This is a genomic window from Luteibacter yeojuensis (assembly GCF_011742875.1).
Taxonomy (GTDB): domain Bacteria; phylum Pseudomonadota; class Gammaproteobacteria; order Xanthomonadales; family Rhodanobacteraceae; genus Luteibacter; species Luteibacter yeojuensis.
In genome coordinates this window covers 250,750-267,014 of record NZ_JAAQTL010000001.1, presented here as the reverse complement: position 1 = coordinate 267,014, position 16,265 = coordinate 250,750, and the positions used below count along the sequence as shown (strand labels likewise).

Below are 16,265 nucleotides of genomic sequence, written 5' to 3'. Positions count from 1 at the left end.
CTGACCCGTGCCCTGGCCGCCGTACTCGCTACCAGATCGACCGAGATCTGTAGAAGCGGACCTGGCCGCGACAGGCTCAGACAGGCAGCCGCTTCTCGTATTCGGCCTTCCGTTGCAGCCATTCGTCCCAGAACGGCCCAGGCTTCGTACCTTCCATGCGCGCGACCAGAACATCCAGGTGCGCATGCCAGCCGGCGCTGACGTTGAGCCGTGTGCTGCGGTCGAGGATGCGGTGGTGGGTCAGGGTGAGCAGCACGTTCCCGCCCTTCGTCTTTAATAGTCAACCCTTTGGTTGAATTTAGGCCTGGTAGTACTCGCGATACCAGCGGACGAATCGCACCACGCCCTCTTCCACCGATATCCGTGGAACGTACCCCACGGCGCGGCGCAGTTCGCCGACATCGGCTTCCGTGTCCGGCACGTCGCCGGCCTGCAAGGGCAGGAGTTCCATGATCGCCTCGCGACCGAGGCACTGTTCGAGGCGCCGGATGTAGTCCAGAAGCTCCACCGGCTGTTCGTTGCCGATGTTGTACAGGCGGAACGGTGCCACGCCGCTCGAGGACGGATCGGGCTCGCCGGCGTCCCATGCGGCATCCGCCGCAGGCGGACGATCGAGGCAGCGGATCACGCCTTCGACGATGTCGTCGATATAGGTGAAGCTGCGCCGGTGACGTCCGTGGTTGAACACCTTGATCGGCTCGCCGCGCAGGATGGCGCGGGTGAACAGGAACAACGCCATGTCCGGCCTGCCCCAGGGCCCGTAGACGGTGAAGAAACGCAGGCCCGTGCTCGGAATGCCGTAGAGGTGCGCGTAGCTGTGCGCCATCTGCTCGTTGGCCTTCTTCGTCGCCGCATAGAGGGTCAACGGATGTTCGGCCGAATCGTGTTCCGAGAACGGCATGGCACGATTCGCGCCGTATACCGAGCTGGTGGAAGCGAAGACGAGGTGTTCCACCGCATGGTTGCGGCAACCCTCGAGCACATGGAGGAAACCGGTGACGTTGCTGGACACGTACACATGCGGGTTCTCCGCGGCGTAGCGCACCCCGGCCTGGGCAGCGAGATGCACGACGCGCCGCGGGGCATGGGTGGCGAACAACGACGCCATGGCTTCGCGGTCGGCGAGGTCGGCATGCACATGGGTGTAGCGCGGATCGTGCCGGAAGCGATCGAGGCGCGCCTGCTTCAGACCCACGTCGTAATAGTCGTTGAGGTTGTCCACGCCGACGACCTCGTCGCCGCGCTCCAGCAACCGTATCGCCACATGCGATCCGATGAATCCGGCCGTGCCCGTGACCAGTACCTTCATGTCCGTTCCCTCAGAGCCGTCCGTCCACCGCTTCGCGCGGCAAGACGTATTTCACGTCGTAAACCACGGCATCCGGCTTGCCGAAGGCACGGATGCCCGCGGCCCCCAGCTCGTGGAACTGGCGATGCGCCACGGCGACGACGATGGCGTCGTAGGCACCGGGTTCCGGCTGCTCGACCGGGTGCAACCCGTAGGCGTGCTCCGCCTCCGCGGCATCGACCCAGGGATCGTAGACGTCGATCGTCGCGTTATAGGTTTTCAGTGCGGCGATGATGTCGACGACGCGGGTGTTGCGCAGATCGGGACAGTTTTCCTTGAAGGCGAGACCGAGCATCAGCACGCGCGCGCCGACCGGGTTGAGTCCCTTGCAGACCATCAGCCGGATCAGCTCGCCCGCGATATACGGTCCCATGCCGTCGTTGGTGCGGCGACCCGCCAGGATGACGTCCGGGTGGTGCCCGACTTCCTGCGCCTTATGGGTGAGGTAATACGGATCCACCCCGATGCAGTGCCCGCCGACGAGGCCGGGCCGGAACGGCAGGAAGTTCCACTTGGTGCCGGCGGCCTCGAGTACTTCGAGCGTGTCGATGCCGAGCTTGTTGAACAGGATAGCGAGGTCGTTGACGAGGGCGATGTTGAGGTCGCGCTGGGTGTTCTCGATGACCTTGGCGGCCTCCGCCACCTTGATGGCGCTTGCCTTGTACGTTCCCGCGTCGATGATGCGGGCGTAGAGGGCATCGACGAAATCGGCCGTTTCCGGCGTCGAGCCGGAGGTGACCTTGCGGATAGTGTTGACGCGGTGCTGCTTGTCGCCCGGGTTGATCCGTTCGGGGCTGTATCCGGCGAAGAAGTCTTCGTTGAAGACCAGGCCCGACGTGCGCTCCAGGATGGGCACGCACACTTCCTCGGTGCAACCGGGATAGACGGTGGATTCGTACACCACGACGTCGCCGCGCTTGAGCACCTTGCCAAGCGTTTCGCTTGCGCGCAGCAAGGGTGTGAGGTCCGGACGCTTCGCGCTGTCGATCGGCGTGGGCACGGTCACGATGAAGACGGTGCAGGCGCCAAGGTCCTCGACCCTGTCGCTGTAGACGAGCCGGCGGGCCCCGGCCAGCTCGTCGGCATCGACTTCCAGCGTGCGGTCGGTGCCAGCCCGCAGCTCCCCGATGCGCGACGCATCGATATCGAATCCGACAGTCGGGAATGTCCTGCCGAATTCGACGGCCAAGGGAAGGCCTACGTAACCGAGACCGACGATGCCGATCCTTACCTTGTCCAACTGCTGCATCGGGCTTCCGTCGACAGTGTGCGGCATGGTCCGGGCCAGCCCGGAGGTAGCCGTGAAGCCTAACGGATCGCCGGTGCAGGGCGCCAGAGGCCCGCCATCGGGCAAGCTCCCGCAAAAAGCCAGCTGCTAGCCGCCTTCGGCCGCCGGAAGCTCGTTCACGTCGCGGACGCTGTAGACATCGATCGCATACGGCGCGTGCGCGTCGCCGGTCGCCTTGAAGCGGCCGAACACCGTGGCATCGGCGCGGACGCCCTTCTCCGTCACGGTACGACGGAAAGAGGCCACGTCGCGCTTGCGTCCCAGGTCGTCGTCCATGCTCAGGCTCACCGTGCCCTTGCACTGCGTGTCGGTGAGCGTGGTGACCTTGCCTTCCGTGGCGGCGACGCCGCGTACGGTGACCGTCGTGTCCAGGTAGCGGGCCGCGGTGCCGAGGACCGTGCAGATGGTGTCCGGCGGCGGATCGTCGGACCGGGCCGCGGCAGTGCCGGCGGCGAGTAACAGGCTGAGGGCGACCCCCGTCGCCCGAACGAAAGTGACCGCGTTCATAGGTTTTCCCCCTTTGATACCGGCCCAGACGGGCCGAGCCGAAGCGGACGGCTAAATGGAGCACACCGCGTTTGCCGTCCCAGGTCAATAAGAAAATTCGGCATATCGGGAAAAACACCCTTGCAAATCAGCTGGATGACACCCGCTCAAAGCGATCGGCGATACTGTCGTCCCCGCCCCGAAGGCCCTCCCCATGGCTTCCTACGACGACGATTACGACCACGAGAACGAGCACGACGACGAGGACGGCGACGATTCGGTCGAGTCCCAGGTCTGGCACCTGCTGACCCTCATCAACCCGGGCGACGAGGACAGCGCGATGCAGCAGTTCGCGGCCTACCGGGAGGCGGTCGAGGAGGAAGGCGACGACGACCCGGTGCGCATCGTCGGCCAGGTGACCGACTGGCGCTCGGGCTTCGAGGTGGACGCGGACGATACCCGGACCTTTGTCGAGGCGATCAACGAACTCGTGGCGCGGTGGAACCTCAGCATCGACTGGGACGGCGACCCCGACGACGACGAATTCCACGAGGACGTCGACGGGCCGGAGCTCTTCTCCCGCGCCTTCGACCAGCTGAACCAGCACGGGTATACCCTGTGGGCGCGCGAAGCCGACGACGACGTCTATGCCGGGTGGATCACGCGGTCGCGCGACGACGAGTCCATGCGGATCGTCGCCACGGAGCTGGGTATCAATCTGCGGCTGGGGAACCAGGTAACCTGAGGCATAATGCCTGGATGAATTATCGCCACGCCTACCATGCCGGCAACTTCGCCGATGTCCTCAAGCACATGGTGCTCGTGGCCCTGATCGACGCCCTGGAGCAGAAGGCCTCGCCCTTCTGCTACATCGACACGCACGCCGGCCGCGGCCGGTACGACCTGCGCGGGCCGGAAGCCCGGAAGACCGCCGAATCCGACGAGGGCTTCGGCGTCCTGAAGACCGCCACCGGCCTGCCGCCCCTGCTCTGGAAATGGCTCGAAACCGTCCGCGCCTGCAACGAAGGCGACGAGGCGATGCGCCACTATCCCGGCTCGCCGTGGATCGCCGCGCACCTGATGCGCGAAAGCGATACCGCGCAGCTGTGCGAATTGCGGGCGGAGGAAGCCGGCGCGCTGCGCCAGCTGTTCCATCGCGATCCCCGGGTGCACGTGCACCAGCGCGACGGCTACGAGGCGATGAAGGCCCTCGTGCCGCCGAAGGAAAAGCGCGGCCTGGTACTGATCGATCCACCGTTCGAGGCGCAGGAAGCCGAATTCCGCCTGATCGAGAAATCGCTGAAGGCCGCGCTGGAGAAATGGCCGGGCGGCGTCTATGCGATCTGGTACCCGATCAAGCTGCGCAGCCACGTGCAACCGTTTCATCGCTGGTTGACGAAATGCGGCGCGAAGCGTGTCCTCGTGGCCGAGCTCCTCCTGCGCCCGGACGACTCGCCGTTGCGCCTCAACGGCACGGGCGTGGCCATCGTGAACGCGCCGTGGAAACTGGATGAAGCACTGCGCGACTCGCTTCGCCTGCTGCCCAGGTTGCTGGGGACGCCCGGCGAATCCGAATACCGGCTGACCTGGCTCGTCGAGGACACGCCGGATGAAACGCCAACCAACGCGACGCAGCCGTTTCGTTCAGTGCGGCGGCGTTAAAGTCGCCGCATACGCCAGGAGCCGACCCATGCGCCCGTCCATCGCCCGTCTAGCCGTCCCTGCCGCCTTCCTCGCCATTGCCCTCGCCGGCTGCGCGCCCGCGCCGATCTACAAGCCAACGGCGAACAACATCGCCGTGCCGCCCGCGCAGGTCGCGCGCGAGCCGGAACGTTACGGCACGGCCGACGTGATCTGGGGCGGCCGCATCGTGAACGTGCGCAACTTCGCCGACCACAGCGAAATCGAGATCCTCGCCTATCCGCTGGACGGCTCGCAGCGTCCGCAGTCCAACGACACCGGTAACGGCCGCTTCATCGCCGCCATGCCCGGCTACGTCGAAAGCCTGGACTTCCCCTCGGGCGGGCTGGTGACCATTGCGGGACGCCTCAACGGCACGCGCACCGGCAACGTCGGCGAGGCGCAGTACACCTTCCCGCTGGTCTCGGTGAACCAGTCCCACGTATGGACGGCCAAGGAAATGTCCGGCGGCCATCCGAACGTGAGCTTCGGCGTGGGTGTCGGCGTCATCCGCTAACGGTCCTGGTCCACGCCGAAACCTGCTCGTCCGCCTCCGCGGTCGCCGTGTAGAGCATCCGGGCCATGCGGTCGTGGCGCACGCGATCCGACGTTGGCTGCCTGCGCTTTGCTAAGATCTTGCGATTGCCTTTAGGGACGGGGACCACATGTCGGGACATGCCGATTCGAAGCGCGCGATCTTCCTCGCGCTCGGCGCCAACTTCGCCATCTTCATCGCCAAGCTCGTCGCGGCGACCTTCACCGGTTCCGGCGCGATGCTGGCCGAGGCCGTGCACTCGCTGGCCGACTGCGGCAACCAGGGCCTCCTGCTGCTGGGCATGCGCCAGGCGAAGCGTCCCCCTTCCCCCGACTATCCGCTCGGCTGGGGCCGAGCGCTGTATTTCTGGTCGTTCCTCGTCGCGATCCTGCTGTTCAGCGTGGGCGGCATGTTCTCGGTCTACGAAGGCGTGCACAAACTGGCCGATCCGGAACCGCTGCGCTGGCCGTGGCTGGCGGTGGGAGTGCTGGCGTTCTCGATCGTCACCGAAGGCGTTTCCCTGCATGGCTGCATGCAGGAGGTGAACAAGGCGCGCGAAGGCCGTCCGCTCTGGCAGTGGTTCCGCGAGACACGTGCGAGCGAGCTGCTCGTGATCTTCGGCGAGGACCTCGCCGCGCTCATCGGCCTGTCCCTCGCCCTGCTGGCCGTGCTGCTGACCATGTTCACCGGCAACCTGATCTTCGACGCCATCGGCACCATCGCCATCGGCGTGCTGCTGATCGTGGTCGCCGTCGCCGTCGCGCGGGAAGTGAAGGCCCTGCTGATTGGCCAGGGCGTCGAGCCGAAGCAGCGAGCCGCGATGGTCGCCTTCCTGGAGGCACGTCCCGAGATCGAACTCGTCTACAACGTCCTCACCCTCCAGATGGGCACCGACGTGATGGTGGCCATCAAGGCGAAGATGGCTCCCGTGCCGGGGGCTCGGGCCATGATCGATGCCATCAACGCGGTCGAGGCGGATTTCCGTGCCGAATTCAAGGACGTACGCTGGAGCTTCTTCGAACCCGACCACGCCGACTAGGGCTGTAGGAGCCGCTATAGCGGCGAGGGGAACCTGCGTCGCCGCGTCATCGCTTCGTAGGCTTCTCGCCGCTGTAGCGGCTCCTACGGAGAGAGGATCACCGGGGTAGTACAATTGGCCGCTTGTCCGCCAGGTCCAGCCTCGATTCCATGCCCGTAGCGCTTCCCAGCCCGCCCCTCCCCGTCAACGCGAAGACCCGCCGTTACTGGACCGTTCCGCATGGGTCGTCCTGGGCGCTGGAGATCGCCGAGGCGGCCCGGGCCCACGCCGGACTGCTGGTGGTCGTCGTGCGCGACACGCGCAGCGCGGACAACCTCGAAAGCGAACTGGCCGTGTTCGCCGGCGAATTGCCCGTGCTGCATTTCCCCGACTGGGAAACCCTGCCCTACGACGTCTTCAGCCCGCACCCCGAGGTCGTCTCGCAGCGCATCGCCACCCTTTACCGCCTGCCCGCCACGCGACGTGGCGTGTTGGTGGTGCCTGTGGCCACGCTGATGCAGCGGATATCCCCGCGCACGCATATCGCCGGCTCGGGCCTCGTCCTGCGCAAGGGGCAGAAACTCGACCTTGCCTCGGAACAGCGGCGCCTGGAAGCCGCCGGTTACCGCAACGTGCCGCAGGTGAGCGAGCCGGGCGATTTCGCGGTACGCGGCGCGCTGATCGACATCTACGCCATGGGCGCCGGCGAGCCTTACCGCGTGGAGCTGTTCGACGACGAAGTGGAATCGATCCGCACCTTCGATACGGAGACCCAGCGTTCGCAGCACCAGGTGGAAAGCGTGGACCTGCTGCCCGCCCGCGAATTCCCGCTGACGGAAGACGCCGCCAAGGATTTCCGCGCCAACCTGCGCGAACGATTCCCGATCGACATCCGGCGCTGCCCGCTCTACCAGGACATGAAGGAAGGCGTGACCCCGGGCGGCATCGAGTACTACCTGCCCCTCTTCTTCAAGACCACCGAAACGCTGTTCGACTACATCGCCGGCGACGCGCTGTTCGTGCTTGGCGAGGGCGCACTGGAATCCTCAGAGCAGTTCTGGACACAGACGGCCGAACGCTACGAGCAGCGCGCGCACGACATCGAGCGGCCCGTGCTGCCGCCGGCCGAGATCTACCTCCCCCCCGACCAGCTGCGCGAACGGCTGAACCGCCAGGTGCGCGTCGACGTGGTCGCGAAAGGCCACGAGCACGCGGTGGACCTCGGCACCCAGCCCGCCCCCGAGGTGCCGCTCAACCGCAAGGGCGAGGAGCCGGGGACGGCACTGCGGCACTTCCTCAAGAGCTATCCCGGGCGCGTGCTGATCGCCGCCGATTCGGCAGGTCGCCGCGAAGCGCTGATCGAGCAGCTGGCGGCCGCCGGACTCAAGCCCGTCAACATCGAGGGATGGAAGGACTTCCTCGGCCGCGGGGAATCGCTGGCCATCACCGTCGCCTCGCTGGAACAAGGCTTCGCGCTCACGCAACCGGCGCTCACGGTGCTCACCGAACGCGAGCTGTTCGGCGAGCGCGTCCGCACCGACCGCAAGCGCCGCGCGGGTGCGGCGCGCGATCCCGAAAGCATCATCAAGGATCTCACCGAACTGTCGATCGGTTCGCCGATCGTGCACATCGACCATGGCGTGGGCCGTTACCAGGGTCTCGTTTCGCTCGATGTCGGCGACATGCCCGGCGAGTTCCTGACCATCGAATACGCCAAGGGCGACAAGCTCTACGTACCCGTGGCCCAGTTGGGCCTTGTCAGCCGCTATACGGGAACGGCGCCCGAACTGGCTCCCCTGCATTCCCTGGGCGGCGATGCATGGGAGCGCGCGCGGAAGAAGGCGGCCGAGAAGGTCCGCGACGTGGCCGCCGAGCTGCTGGCTATCTATGCGCAGCGCGAGGCCCGCCAGGGCGAGTCGCTCCCCGTCGACCGGCAGATGATCGAGGAATTCGCCGCCACGTTCCCCTTCGAGGAAACGGCCGACCAGCAAGCGGCGATCGACGCGGTGATCGTGGACCTCGCCGCGCCGCGCGCGATGGACCGCGTGGTCTGTGGCGACGTGGGCTTCGGCAAGACCGAGGTGGCGCTGCGCGCGGCGTTCGCCGCCGCCACCGCCGGCAAGCAGGTGGCCGTGCTCGTGCCCACCACCCTGCTCGCCCAGCAGCACTACCGCAACTTCGCCGACCGGTTCGCCGACTGGCCCGTGCGCGTCGACGTGCTTTCGCGCTTCAAGTCGAAGAAGGAAGTGGACGCCGCCCTGGAACGCCTGGCGGACGGCCAGATCGACGTGATGGTCGGCACGCACAAGCTGCTGCAGGCGGACATCCGCTTCAAGAACCTCGGCCTCGTCATCGTCGACGAGGAACAACGCTTCGGCGTTCGGCAGAAGGAGCAGCTGAAGAAGCTTCGCGCGGAAGTGGACCTGCTCACGCTGACCGCCACGCCGATTCCGCGCACGCTCAACATGGCGATGAGCGGCCTGCGCGATCTCTCCATCATCGCGACCCCACCCGCACACCGCACGGCGGTGCGTACGCTGATCTCCACCTACCAGCCTGCCCTCGTCCGCGAAGCGATCCAGCGCGAACTGGCCCGCGGCGGACAGGTTTACTTCCTGCACAACGAGGTGCAGTCGATCGAGCGCACCGCGCGCGAACTCGCCGAACTGGTGCCCGAGGCCCGCATCCGCATCGCCCACGGCCAGATGCCGGAACGCGAGCTCGAGGAAGTGATGGCCGATTTCCACCGCCAGCGTTTCAACGTGCTCGTGTCGACGACCATCATCGAATCCGGCATCGACATCCCGACGGCGAATACCATCGTCGTCAACCGCGCCGACCGCTTCGGCCTCGCCCAGCTCCACCAGTTGCGTGGCCGCGTGGGGCGTTCGCACCATCGCGCCTACGCCTACCTGATCGTGCCCGATCGCAAGGCCATGACCGCGGACGCGGAGAAGCGCCTCGAAGCGCTGGCCTCCCTGGAAGAACTCGGCGCGGGATTCACGCTGGCCACGCACGACCTCGAGATCCGAGGTGCCGGCGAGATGCTGGGCGAGGAGCAGTCGGGCCAGATCCAGGAAATCGGCTTCGGGCTGTACACCGAACTGCTGGACCGTGCCGTGCGCGCGCTGAAGTCGGGCAAGGTGCCGGACTTCGATCTCACCTCCGAACACGAGACCGAGGTGGAGCTGCACCTGCCGGCGCTGATTCCCGAAGATTACCTGCCCGACGTGCATACGCGCCTGACGCTGTACAAGCGCATCGCCAGCGCGCGCAACGACGACGGGCTGCGCGAGCTGCAGGTGGAGATGATCGACCGCTTCGGCCTGCTTCCGGACCAGACCAAGTGCCTCTTCGCCGTGGCCCAGCTGAAGCTGATGGCCACACCGCTAGGCATCCGCAAGCTCGATTTCGGCCCCAACGGGGGCCGCGTCACGTTCCGCGAGAAGCCGGACATCGACCCGATGGCGCTGATCCGGCTGATCCAGCAACAGCCGCGCGTGTTCAAGATGGACGGTCAGGACAAGCTGCGCGTCATCATGGAGCTGCCCGGCTCGTCGGAGCGCATCCGCACGGCCCAGGACCTGCTGGTTTCGCTGGGGGCCCCGAGGCCGGCCTGAAGATCAGGCCGAAGCGGAGTTCCCGGTTTCACCGCACTCTGTGGGAGCCGGCTACGCCGGCGATCCCGCCGCAGCGGGCCAGCTTGCCGCGAGCACCCATCGCCGCTGAAGCGGCTCCCACAAGAGACAGTTTCAAGCCGGCGTGGCGCGCACGAGGTATTGCACGCTGAAGCGGCGCTCGTCGTCCATCCACACCTGGGCGACCGACAAGCCGGCCTTGGCGGCCATCTGGGCGAAATCTTCCAGCGAGTACTTGCAGCTGTATTCCACGTGCATGGCCTCGTCTTCGCGGAATGCGAAGGTGTCGCCACCCACATGCACGTCCTGCCGCTTCGTGCTGACCAGGTCGGTCTCGATGCGGCCGGCCAGCGCGTTGTAGCGCGCCCGGTGACGAAAGGCGGACACGTCGAAATCCGCACCCACCTCGCGGTTCAGCCGCACCAGCATGTTCAGGGTGAAGTCGCGCGTGACGCCCGCGGCGTCGTTGTAGGCGGCTTCGATCCGGGCGGGATCCTTCTTCAGGTCGACGCCGACGAGGACGCCGCCGCCGTCACTCATTTCGGCGCGCATCTGGCGCAGGATGCGGATGGCTTCCTTCGTCTCGAAGTTGCCGATGGTGGAACCCGGGAAGTAGATGACCGTGCGCCGCGGGGGACGTATCGCCACCGGCAGCCTGAGCGGCAGGGTGAAGTCGGCGCACACCGGCTGCATCGGCACATCGGGAAAGCGCGATGCGAGTTCGGCCACGCTTTCCATCAGCGCGCTGCGCGAAATCTCCACTGGCACGTACGCCGCCGGGGTTTCGAGGTGTTCGAGGAGCATGCGGGTCTTGATGCCGCTGCCGCTGCCGTATTCCACAAGGCGCACATCGGGGCCGAGCGTGGCCGCGATGTCCGCGGCGTGGTCGCGCATGATCGCGATCTCGGTGCGCGTGAGGTAATACTCCGGCTGTTCGCAGATGGCTTCGAACAAGGCGGAACCACGTTCGTCGTAGAAGAGCCGGGAGGGAAGTTTCTTGGTTTTCGCGGCAAGCCCGCGTCGCACGATTTCCAGGGTGTCCTCGACATCCGGGTGACGGTCATCCACGCGGATGTCTTTCGGTTGAGCGCTCATCGATCGGTTCCCAGTCGTATCCCCGAAAACTGCCAACGGGCATGGGGAGGAAAGAAGTTGCGGTACGTTGCACGAATATGGTCGGCGGGCGTGGCGCAGGATCCACCGCGAAGGATCCACTGCCCGTTCATGAATTTTCCGTTGTACTCGCCGAGCGCGCCGACCAGCGGTCGAAAACCCGGATAGCTGATATAGGGGCTCATCGTCCATTCCCAAACATCGCCATACATCTGCCCGAGCGGGGCCTCGAACGATATGGCCATGGGTTGGAACACGCCTTCGTCCTGAAGGTTCCCACGCACCGGGACGTCCGCCGCCAGGGTTTCCCACTCGACTTCCGTCGGAAGGCGCGCGCCCGCCCAGCGCGCGAAGGCGTCGGCCTCGTAATAGCTGATATGGCATACCGGTGCATGCGGATCGATCGTGCGGCGGCCGTGCAGCGTGAATTCGGTTTCAAGCGCCTCGTCCCAGTACAGCGGACGCTCCCAGCCTTCCGCCTGCACCGTCGCCCATCCGTCGGAAAGCCATAGCATGGGGTCGCGGTAACCTCCGTCGTTGATGAAGGCCATGTACTCCGCATTCGTCACGGGCCGGTTCGCGAGCGATCCGGCCTGCCTGTACGCGCGATGACGCGGCCCTTCGTTGTCGAAGGCGAAGCCGTCGCCTGCATGACCGATCTCGACCACGCCTTCGTCGAAGGGCACGTAACGCAGCGGCTGCGCGGCGACCGGGAGCGGGCGCGGAGCGTCGGCGAGATAAGCGGGCTCCAGCGGGTTCTGCGCGAACGCGTGCTTGATGTCGGTGAGCAGCAGTTCCTGGTGTTGCTGCTCGTGCTGGAGTCCCAGCTCGACGAGCGCGGGCAGCGCGTCATCGCTGCCCCGCGCGATACGTTCGGCGACCGCATCGTCCACACGGGCGCGGTAATCGAGCACTTCGTCGAGCGCGGGACGCGTGATGAGACCGCGGCGCGGCCGCGCATGCATGGGGCCCACCGACTGGTAGTAGGAATTGAACAGGTAATGCCACTCGGGATTCGCCGGCACGTGAGCGGCGTCGCGTCCGAGCACGAAATGCTCGAAGAACCATGTCGTATGGGCCAGGTGCCACTTGGTGGGACTGGCGTCCGGCATGGACTGGATCACGGTGTCCTCGGGACGCAGCGGGGCGGCCAGTTCCCGGGTACGGTGACGTATGCTGAGGAAGCGTCGTGCGATGTCTACGCCGGCAGGCGGGATGGATGGGATGCCGAGCGGGCGGACGGTCATGCGAAGTTTCCGGTAATGCCGGTGGGGACGGCGCCACCGGGGGACGATGCCTCAGCAAACGTTCACCAAATGTGAGCGGGACCTGCCACTACCTTAACGAGCGATGGACCTGGGGCAACGGTCGCCTCGTTTTTCGACACGAACAGGCTTAACGTTGGATACCACCCACGGAGGATGTGCCATGAACGTCCGTTACCTGCTCGCAGCTTCGTTAATCGTCACCTGCGCCACCGTTCAGGCACAGGATGCCCGTCCCCAGGCGCGTCACGAACTGCCCGTAAACGATTGCATGCGTACCGATCGCATCAGCAACTGGGCCATGGTCGACGACCGCACGGTGGTCGTGGCGAATGGACCGAACTTCTTCAAGATCACCACCGACGTCGACTGTCCGCGCATGGATCTCGGCGGCGGCATTCGCTTCCGTGGCGCCGAGAACATCAAGGCGGTAGCGCCCATGCGCATCTGCGGAAGCATCAACGAGCAGATCGTGCGTCGCGACGATCCGCCGTGCCAGATCACGTCGGTCGAGAAGATCGACAAGGCGACTTACAAGAAGCTCGAGAAGAACGCCAAGCGCAAGGGCTCGGGCGCCGAGCCCAACGGCATGGTGCGTTGAATCGGGGGGGCGCTTCCTTGGCAGGAGCCGCGATAGCGGCTCCTGCACATGGCGCTCGCTGTCACGGGGTTTCGGCGGTGTCCGTCGCGATCCAGTTCGTTTCCCAGGTCGCGCCGCCGTCGGCCGAATAAGCCTGCTCGAACCGGGCGGACGATGCGGATGCCTGCGTGATGACGAAGCGCACGAGGATGGCCTTGCCGTCGAGCAGGTCGGAGCCGACGAACGTGCCTTTGCCATGTCCGTCGAATCCACCGAACACGGGCGCCGTCAACATGCCGTTCCGCAGATTGGCGAAGTTGAGGCTCCATTGACGGGAGACGGGGTTGTACAGGCGCAAGGCGCCGCCCTCGATCTTCCCGGCGCTGCCGGCCACCGACAGTTCGGCGAAATTCGCCTTGCCGTCGAGCAATGGCACGACGACGCTGCTGCCCTCATACGTTGCCCAGCGAGGCGCTTCGCCCGACAGCGGGTTGCGTAAGACACGGACCTTCGTCGTCCATCGCCCCCGTTCCCAATCGAAATCCTGCTGGCCGTCCCGCGCAGCCACGGGCGCGACCGCGACAACACCGATGGCCGCCATGGCCACGGTTGCGAGAAGGGTGTTCATGACCGCCCCGCCTCCCCAGCGTTCTCGAGGTACGAAGGAAGCGCTATCCCCGGCCTCAGCTGCGGATCGGCGACCGGCGCAGCCGCCACCGTGGAAAGCGGCAGCACGCCCGCCCATGTCGGACGCGGAAGATCGGCCTCGTCGTCGATCGGCGGCCCATTCCGGACCTTGGCGGAAGCTTCCTCGATGTCCATTGCCAGCACCGCCGTCTGCGCCAGCTCGGAACGGTTCGGGCCGCGCACGTCGTCCCACCGCCCCGCCAACATGTGCTCCGACAGGGCGCGGAGCGCGCTGAGCTTGGCCCGCGGATCCTCGATCGTGCGCGCGGTGCCGAAGGCGACGACGGACCGGTAGTTCATCGAATGATTGAACGCGGACCGCGCCAGCACCATGCCATCCACCAGCGTGACCGACACGCACACAGGAATCGCGCCTCCCAGCACCGTCATGATGCGGGCGCTCGCCGCGCCGTGCAGGTAGAGCGTCCTCCCGGCGCGCCCGTAAAGCATGGGAAGGACGAAGGGCTGGCCGTCGACCGAGAATCCCACGCTCGCCAGGAGGCCCGCATCGAGGATGGCCGCGATCGCCTCCCACTCGTGCGTGCCCCGGGCAGCCAGCTGCCGCAATTCGGTTCGTGCCTTCGGTTCCAAGACGCTGCTCCCCTTCGGCCGACGACCGGCTTTGGTCGGCTCCATGCTGGCGCGCTATAGTGGCCTTATAGAAGCTCCAATTTTTATGAAACTGACCATACCACTCGATGACAACGGCCCCCTCGGCCGCCAGATTTTCGAGGGCCTTCGCGAGGCGATCCTGTCGGGCCGGTTGCGCGCCGGCGACCGACTGCCTTCGACGCGCGACCTCGCCGAGCAATGGGGAGTCTCGCGGACCATCGTCGTGATCGCGTTCGAGCAGTTGCTGGCCGAAGGTTATGTCGGGAGCCGCCGCGGCTCGGGGACATACGTGCTGCCTGGCATCGCTGCGCGGATTGTCGATCGCCGCGAGGAAACGATCGCCCTTTCGGCGTATGGCAGGCGCGCCCAAGCAGCCAGCGCGGCCATCGTTCCGGCCGCCGTCGCAAGACCCCGGCGGTACGATTTCGCCTATGGCCGGGGCGACGTGACGGACTTCCCATTCGCGCAGTGGCGACAACTCCTGGCAAAGCACGCGAGGAAGATGTCGGTTCGCGATCTGGACTATGGCGTACCGGCAGGGAACCTCGCGCTCCGGGAAGCCATCTGCGATCACGTGGCACGCTCTCGAGGCGTTGCCTGCGATCCTTCGCAGATCGTGGTCGTCAGCGGATCCCAACAGGCCATCGACCTGATCGTCCGCGTGCTGGTCGACGCCGGCGACACGGTCGCCATCGAGGACCCGCACTACCAGGGCACGCGCGCGGTCCTCGCCATGTCCGGCGCGCGCCTGCATGCCGTGGACGTCGACGACGCGGGACTCGATCCGGAGCACCTGCCCTCCTCCGCGCGGGCGCTCTTCCTCACGCCGTCCCACCAGTTCCCGACCGGAACCGTCCTGACCATCCCGCGCCGGCTGGCGATCCTCGACTGGGCCAGGCGATCCAATGCGGTCGTGGTGGAGGACGATTACGATGGCGAGTTCCGCTACGACGGGCAACCACTGCAATCCCTCCAGGGCCTGGATACCGCCGGACGGGTCATCTATGTCGGGACGTTCTCGCGCACGATCTTCGCCGCGCTCCGCGTCGGCTACCTCATCGTGCCGAAGTCGCTCGTCGATGCCTTCGCGACGGCCAAGTGGCTTGCCGACCGGCATACGGCGGGACTCGAGCAGCGCGTACTTGCCGAATTCATCGGTTCGGGAGCCTACGAGCGTTACCTTCGCCGCGTGCGCCGAAGCCTTTCCCTGCGCCGCGACGCGCTCGTCGACGCGGTCGAAGACGCCTTTGGAGGCACGATGCGAATGACCGGCGCCGCTTCGGGCGCACACGTCGTGTTATGGCCGGCCGGCGACTTCGACGAAGAGCGGGCCATCGACACCGCGGCCGCCAACGACGTGGGCGTCTATCCGCTGTCGGGTTACTTCGTGGGCCCGGGGAAACCCGGGCTCCTCCTCGGCTACTCGCAGATGAGCGCGGCCGATATCCGCGAAGGCATCCGCAGGCTCGCGGGCGCGCTCCACGCGCGGCGCTGACGCCTATCCGTCGTCAGGAGGGGTCAACCACAAAAAAGCCCGGCCAGAGGGCCGGGCTTCTTCTTCCTGTTCCCGAGCGACGGATCAATACCCGTCGTCACGGACGTAACGCGTGCCATAACCGTCATCCACGTATGTCGTGGTGGTGGTTACGCGGCGGGTGACGACCGGCGCGTCCTCATAGACGACGGTTGCCGGACGGCTGTAATAGACCGGGCGATCGTAGACCACGGTGCGCGGCGCCGTGGCATTGGCGACGAGACCGACCACCGCGCCAGCGACGATCGCACCGGCGATCCAGCGACCGGCGTGGTCGTAATGACCACCGCGGTAGTAACCGCCGTGGTAGCCGCCGTGATAGCCGTACCCGCCGTGGTAACCACCATGGTAACCGCCATGGTAGCCGCCGTAGTAGCCGTGGCCGCGCGCGAACGCGCCCGGGGCGAAAGCCATCAGACCTGCGGCGGCAAGGGCGAGACCCGACTTGACGAACTTACCTTTCATGACAGTTACCTCCAGG

Annotated in this window: 16 protein-coding genes; 7 read left to right on the top strand and 9 right to left on the bottom strand. The window is 66.2% G+C overall.

The genetic code is table 11. The features are described from left to right. Positions 1 to 76 precede the first annotated feature (76 nt). The 4 genes from HBF32_RS01210 to HBF32_RS01195 all read right to left on the bottom strand — a co-directional run bounded on the left by HBF32_RS01210 (position 77) and on the right by HBF32_RS01195 (position 3,143). The gene (locus HBF32_RS01210) at positions 77 to 256 is read right to left on the bottom strand and encodes an SRPBCC family protein (RefSeq protein ID WP_166697815.1); all 180 of its coding nucleotides are present in this window, start codon (positions 254 to 256) and stop codon (positions 77 to 79) included. Between the two features lie 42 nt (positions 257 to 298). Beyond that, positions 299 to 1,309, bottom strand: coding sequence for an NAD-dependent epimerase (locus tag HBF32_RS01205; protein ID WP_166697814.1), 1,011 nt, complete (start codon positions 1,307 to 1,309; stop codon positions 299 to 301). 10 nt (positions 1,310 to 1,319) lie between these two features. Beyond that, positions 1,320 to 2,597 (bottom strand): Vi polysaccharide biosynthesis UDP-N-acetylglucosamine C-6 dehydrogenase TviB, encoded by a 1,278-nt coding sequence (gene tviB, locus HBF32_RS01200; RefSeq protein WP_166697813.1) that lies wholly within the window; start codon positions 2,595 to 2,597, stop codon positions 1,320 to 1,322. A 126-nt stretch (positions 2,598 to 2,723) separates the two neighbouring features. Then, a complete protein-coding gene (locus HBF32_RS01195) occupies positions 2,724 to 3,143 on the bottom strand; it encodes a hypothetical protein (protein ID WP_166697812.1) in 420 nt (139 codons plus the stop codon). Positions 3,144 to 3,336: 193 nt separating this feature from the next. Here HBF32_RS01195 and HBF32_RS01190 point away from each other — a divergent pair, with 193 nt between their 5' ends. The 5 genes from HBF32_RS01190 to mfd all read left to right on the top strand — a co-directional run bounded on the left by HBF32_RS01190 (position 3,337) and on the right by mfd (position 9,975). Next, entirely contained in the window at positions 3,337 to 3,867 is a 531-nt protein-coding gene (locus HBF32_RS01190; protein ID WP_166697811.1) for a DUF6630 family protein, read from the top strand. A gap of 14 nt (positions 3,868 to 3,881) precedes the next feature. Next, positions 3,882 to 4,784: a 23S rRNA (adenine(2030)-N(6))-methyltransferase RlmJ gene (locus HBF32_RS01185; RefSeq protein WP_166697810.1), complete on the top strand. Its 903-nt coding sequence runs from the start codon at positions 3,882 to 3,884 to the stop codon at positions 4,782 to 4,784. Between the two features lie 28 nt (positions 4,785 to 4,812). Continuing rightward, complete coding sequence (locus HBF32_RS01180) at positions 4,813 to 5,319, top strand: Slp family lipoprotein (protein WP_166697809.1); 507 nt, start codon at positions 4,813 to 4,815, stop codon at positions 5,317 to 5,319. A gap of 148 nt (positions 5,320 to 5,467) precedes the next feature. Further along, positions 5,468 to 6,376 (top strand): cation diffusion facilitator family transporter, encoded by a 909-nt coding sequence (locus HBF32_RS01175; RefSeq protein WP_166697808.1) that lies wholly within the window; start codon positions 5,468 to 5,470, stop codon positions 6,374 to 6,376. A gap of 149 nt (positions 6,377 to 6,525) precedes the next feature. Beyond that, positions 6,526 to 9,975: a transcription-repair coupling factor gene (gene mfd / locus HBF32_RS01170; protein ID WP_166700393.1), complete on the top strand. Its 3,450-nt coding sequence runs from the start codon at positions 6,526 to 6,528 to the stop codon at positions 9,973 to 9,975. Between the two features lie 132 nt (positions 9,976 to 10,107). On the opposite strand, the gene egtD is transcribed toward mfd, so the two are convergent. Continuing rightward, the gene (gene egtD / locus HBF32_RS01165; protein WP_166697807.1) at positions 10,108 to 11,088 is read right to left on the bottom strand and encodes an L-histidine N(alpha)-methyltransferase; all 981 of its coding nucleotides are present in this window, start codon (positions 11,086 to 11,088) and stop codon (positions 10,108 to 10,110) included. Further along, positions 11,085 to 12,353 carry an ergothioneine biosynthesis protein EgtB gene (gene egtB, locus HBF32_RS01160; RefSeq protein ID WP_166697806.1) on the bottom strand — a complete coding sequence of 423 codons (1,269 nt, stop codon included), beginning with the start codon at positions 12,351 to 12,353 and terminating at the stop codon, positions 11,085 to 11,087. Before egtB ends, egtD begins: the two co-directional genes overlap by 4 nt. A gap of 181 nt (positions 12,354 to 12,534) precedes the next feature. On the opposite strand from egtB, the gene HBF32_RS01155 reads away from it, so the two are divergent. Further along, the gene (locus tag HBF32_RS01155) at positions 12,535 to 12,972 is read left to right on the top strand and encodes a DUF6491 family protein (RefSeq protein ID WP_166697805.1); all 438 of its coding nucleotides are present in this window, start codon (positions 12,535 to 12,537) and stop codon (positions 12,970 to 12,972) included. A 61-nt stretch (positions 12,973 to 13,033) separates the two neighbouring features. Here the strand turns inward: HBF32_RS01155 and HBF32_RS01150 are convergent, their stop codons facing one another. Further along, positions 13,034 to 13,579 carry a hypothetical protein gene (locus HBF32_RS01150; RefSeq protein WP_166697804.1) on the bottom strand — a complete coding sequence of 182 codons (546 nt, stop codon included), beginning with the start codon at positions 13,577 to 13,579 and terminating at the stop codon, positions 13,034 to 13,036. Next, on the bottom strand, positions 13,576 to 14,229 hold the full coding sequence (locus HBF32_RS01145) for a pyridoxamine 5'-phosphate oxidase family protein (protein WP_205287676.1): 654 nt from the start codon (positions 14,227 to 14,229) through the stop codon (positions 13,576 to 13,578). The genes HBF32_RS01150 and HBF32_RS01145 overlap by 4 nt, the downstream gene beginning before the upstream one ends. A gap of 85 nt (positions 14,230 to 14,314) precedes the next feature. Here HBF32_RS01145 and pdxR point away from each other — a divergent pair, with 85 nt between their 5' ends. Continuing rightward, entirely contained in the window at positions 14,315 to 15,745 is a 1,431-nt protein-coding gene (pdxR, locus tag HBF32_RS01140) for a MocR-like pyridoxine biosynthesis transcription factor PdxR (protein WP_166697802.1), read from the top strand. An 84-nt stretch (positions 15,746 to 15,829) separates the two neighbouring features. Here the strand turns inward: pdxR and HBF32_RS01135 are convergent, their stop codons facing one another. Continuing rightward, a complete protein-coding gene (locus tag HBF32_RS01135; protein ID WP_166697801.1) occupies positions 15,830 to 16,249 on the bottom strand; it encodes a hypothetical protein in 420 nt (139 codons plus the stop codon). Between the last annotated feature and the right edge of the window lie 16 nt (positions 16,250 to 16,265).

Excerpts from the sequence above, each read along its gene's own strand:
- HBF32_RS01205 (WP_166697814.1), bottom strand. The coding sequence starts at position 1,309 with ATGAAGGTACTGGTCACGGGCACGGCCGGATTCATCGGATCGCATGTG.
- tviB (WP_166697813.1), bottom strand. The coding sequence starts at position 2,597 with ATGCAGCAGTTGGACAAGGTAAGGATCGGCATCGTCGGTCTCGGTTAC.
- HBF32_RS01195 (WP_166697812.1), bottom strand. The coding sequence starts at position 3,143 with ATGAACGCGGTCACTTTCGTTCGGGCGACGGGGGTCGCCCTCAGCCTG.
- HBF32_RS01190 (WP_166697811.1), top strand. The coding sequence starts at position 3,337 with ATGGCTTCCTACGACGACGATTACGACCACGAGAACGAGCACGACGAC.
- HBF32_RS01185 (WP_166697810.1), top strand. The coding sequence starts at position 3,882 with ATGAATTATCGCCACGCCTACCATGCCGGCAACTTCGCCGATGTCCTC.
- HBF32_RS01180 (WP_166697809.1), top strand. The coding sequence starts at position 4,813 with ATGCGCCCGTCCATCGCCCGTCTAGCCGTCCCTGCCGCCTTCCTCGCC.
- HBF32_RS01175 (WP_166697808.1), top strand. The coding sequence starts at position 5,468 with ATGTCGGGACATGCCGATTCGAAGCGCGCGATCTTCCTCGCGCTCGGC.
- mfd (WP_166700393.1), top strand. The coding sequence starts at position 6,526 with ATGCCCGTAGCGCTTCCCAGCCCGCCCCTCCCCGTCAACGCGAAGACC.
- egtD (WP_166697807.1), bottom strand. The coding sequence starts at position 11,088 with ATGAGCGCTCAACCGAAAGACATCCGCGTGGATGACCGTCACCCGGAT.
- egtB (WP_166697806.1), bottom strand. The coding sequence starts at position 12,353 with ATGACCGTCCGCCCGCTCGGCATCCCATCCATCCCGCCTGCCGGCGTA.
- HBF32_RS01155 (WP_166697805.1), top strand. The coding sequence starts at position 12,535 with ATGAACGTCCGTTACCTGCTCGCAGCTTCGTTAATCGTCACCTGCGCC.
- HBF32_RS01150 (WP_166697804.1), bottom strand. The coding sequence starts at position 13,579 with ATGAACACCCTTCTCGCAACCGTGGCCATGGCGGCCATCGGTGTTGTC.
- pdxR (WP_166697802.1), top strand. The coding sequence starts at position 14,315 with ATGAAACTGACCATACCACTCGATGACAACGGCCCCCTCGGCCGCCAG.
- HBF32_RS01135 (WP_166697801.1), bottom strand. The coding sequence starts at position 16,249 with ATGAAAGGTAAGTTCGTCAAGTCGGGTCTCGCCCTTGCCGCCGCAGGT.